The organism is Pseudomonas sp. HMWF006 (assembly GCF_003061205.1).
Lineage (GTDB): Bacteria > Pseudomonadota > Gammaproteobacteria > Pseudomonadales > Pseudomonadaceae > Aquipseudomonas > Aquipseudomonas monsensis.
In genome coordinates, this window is record NZ_QAIU01000144.1 from 1 (window position 1) to 2,956 (window position 2,956).

The window sequence follows — 2,956 nt, forward strand, 5'->3', positions numbered from 1 at the left end:
GGTGGTGTGCCACGCGCGATGGCACCGATGGACGGCAAGACACTGGATCTGCGCCTGGCGTCCGGCGGCAAGCAAGGCATCGATTTGCAGTTCAACGGGCGTGCGTTGTTCGACGCTGCCGAGGGTGGCATGGCCGGCACGGCGGTGGTGCGCGGCGGCAACGCCGGTAGCAGCTTCGAGATCCTGGGCGCGGGCCATGCACCGACCCCTGGCTTCAATGGCGTGTCGTTATACGCCGACACGCTTAATAGCCTCAATGCCGGGCGTCTGACTATCGGTGCGATGCCGAATGTCCTGTACAACACAGCCGCCAACATCATCGGTTTCCTGGGCACCAGCGCAAACATTGTCTTGCGTGAAGGGGCGATTCTGTCTGCACCGGAAGTCTTGCTGCGCACCACGTCAACGCTTGGCGGCATCACGGTCGAGGCGGGGGGCGGGATCAATACGCTGGGGCGTGGCAACGTGGCCTACGACTCAATGGCCGGTTTCATTTATGAGCCGAGAGCCTCCAGCGTGTTGCTCGTTTCCAACGGTTGGACCCAGGTCCTCGCGCCGGAGCTGGCCAGTGGCATCACCGGAGCGGGCAGTATCCGGATCGGCACTTGCGCAACGAGTGTGTGCAGCAATCCGGCCCTGCTGTATTCGAACGGCAGTATCACTGCCGTCACGGATAACCAGTTCGAACTCGGTGAAGCGGTGCGTTTCGGCACCCGTCATCTGGCACTGTCGGTCGGCTCGGTCAATGCCGGCAGCGCCGAGGCGCTGGCGGCGGCAGGCAGCCGCGTGCCTGCCGGCCTCACGCTCAACCAGAACGTACTCGACCGTTTGCTGCGCGGTGATACGCAGTTTGGCGCGCCGGCCCTGGAAACCCTGAGCCTGACCACTCGCGACGCCTTCAATTTCTACGGCAGCGTCAGCCTCGACACGATCGACCCACAGACCGGCCAGAGCAAATTGCAGAATCTGGTGCTGGTCACTCCGGCGATTTACGGTCTGGGCAACGCCGGCGACGTGGCGAGTATCCGTACCGCCAACCTGATCTGGAACGGTGCGACCCAGAGTCCTGGCGCAGTCATCACGGGTGGTGCGGGCACCGGCAGTGGCACGCTGGACATTCAGGCCCAGCGGATCGAGCTGGGTTATGGCCCGATGCCTCAGGCCAGCGGGCTGGATCAGAACAATCGTCTGGCGCTGGGGTTCGCCAACGTCAACCTGAGCGCCAGCGAGCGCATCACCGCCAATCACAAGGGCAGCCTAGCGGTGTATCAGGAGCAAGGCGCTTACGATCCGGTCAAGGGTTACAGCTACAGCGGCGGCAATCTGAATCTGCGTACGCCGTTGCTCACTGGCGAGGCGGCATCAGTCAGCCTGCTCAAGGCCGGCAATAGCCTGACCTTGAGCGGCGCCGGGGCTGCCGGCGTGGCCAATGCCCTGGGTGCGGAGTTGAACCTTGAAGCCCGCGATATCGTGCTCGACAGCCGTATCGCATTGGCCAGCGGCAAGCTGACGGTGAAGTCCGAAGGCGATCTGACCCTGGGCAGTGGAGCCGTACTGGATATGGCCGGACGTACCTTGCCGTTCAACGATGTCAGCAAGTACAGCTGGGGTGGCGATGTTTCGCTCTACAGCGCAAATGGCAATATCCGTCAGGCCGCGGGCTCGCGGATCGATCTGTCGGCGAAGAACAATCAGGCCGGTAACCTTAGCGTCGTCGCTCTGGCCGATGCGGCCGGGATGGTCGATCTGCAAGGCCAGATTGTCGGCGGCAGCAGTGGTTATTACGACGCCGGTGGCACGCTGGTGCCGTACAAGGCCAGTGGCGTGGACATTCGCGCGCAGCGTCTGGGCGGTGACGCCACCGAGCAGTTCGCTGCACTCAATCAGCGCTTGAGTGCCGGACAGGTTTACGGCAGCCGCAGCCTGCAACTCAAACAAGGCAATCTTGTGATCGGCGACGGTCTCAAGGCTGGTGAGATCAATGTGTCGGTGGACAATGGCAGCCTGACGGTTGCCGGTCTGATCGACGCCAGCGGCGAACGTGTCGGCAGCATTCGTCTGTCGGCGAAAAACGGTCTGACTCTTGCGGGCAACAGTGTGCTCGATGCCCATGGCCGTGTGCTGCGGGTCGACAGCTACGGCAAGATCATCGATGCGCCGAACCGTGCCACGGTCGAACTCGGTTCCGGCGATGGTTTACTCACGCTAGGCAGCGGCGCGCGCATCGACCTGCGCCACGGCACCGATGCCGTGCCCGGTTTCCTTGCGGGGCAACACGATGGAATGCTGCGCGGCACGCTGGAGCTGAACGCGCCACGTCTGGGCAGCAATGACATTGCCATCGACGCCAGTGGTGTGCTGACCATTCAGGGCGCGCGTTCTATCGGGCTCAATGGCACGCGCCGTTATACCGATGCCCGTGATGGTGTCGATCAGGCGGTCAGTGGTCGGCCGTATCAGGTGATTGACAAGGTCATGCTCGAACGCATTCACGGTGACAGCAAAGACTTTATCAACGCCGCGCTGGGTAATAACGATCTGCTGCAACGCAAACTCGCCGGGCTGAACAACACCACTTACGCAGACGCGTTCCATCTGCGCCCAGGCGTGGAAATTGCCAGCAAGACTGCCGACGGAGATCTGGTGGTGGAGGGTGATCTGGATTTGTCCGGCTATCGTTATGCCAGTCTCAATCCGCACACGCGACTGAATCCGTTGGTGTACGGGTCAGGGGAGGCCGGCAGCCTGGTGATTCGTGCCGGTGGCAACCTCGACATTTACGGCAGCATCAACGACGGTTTCGCGCCACCACCGGAAACCAAGGATGACGCCGGCTGGAAACTGATCGCCGGTGTGCAACCGTTCGGCGGCGATCTGATCGTGCCGGGCAGCGGGGTTACGCTGGCCGAGGGCACGCAGTTTCCGGTGGGCGCGACGCTCAATTACGACGTGACGA

At 62.6% G+C, this 2,956-nt stretch carries 1 pseudogene; it reads left to right on the forward strand.

Going from position 1 to position 2,956, the window contains the following annotated elements:
- Nucleotides 1-2,956, forward strand: a pseudogene (locus DBR24_RS31545) (hemagglutinin); the annotation flags it as partial.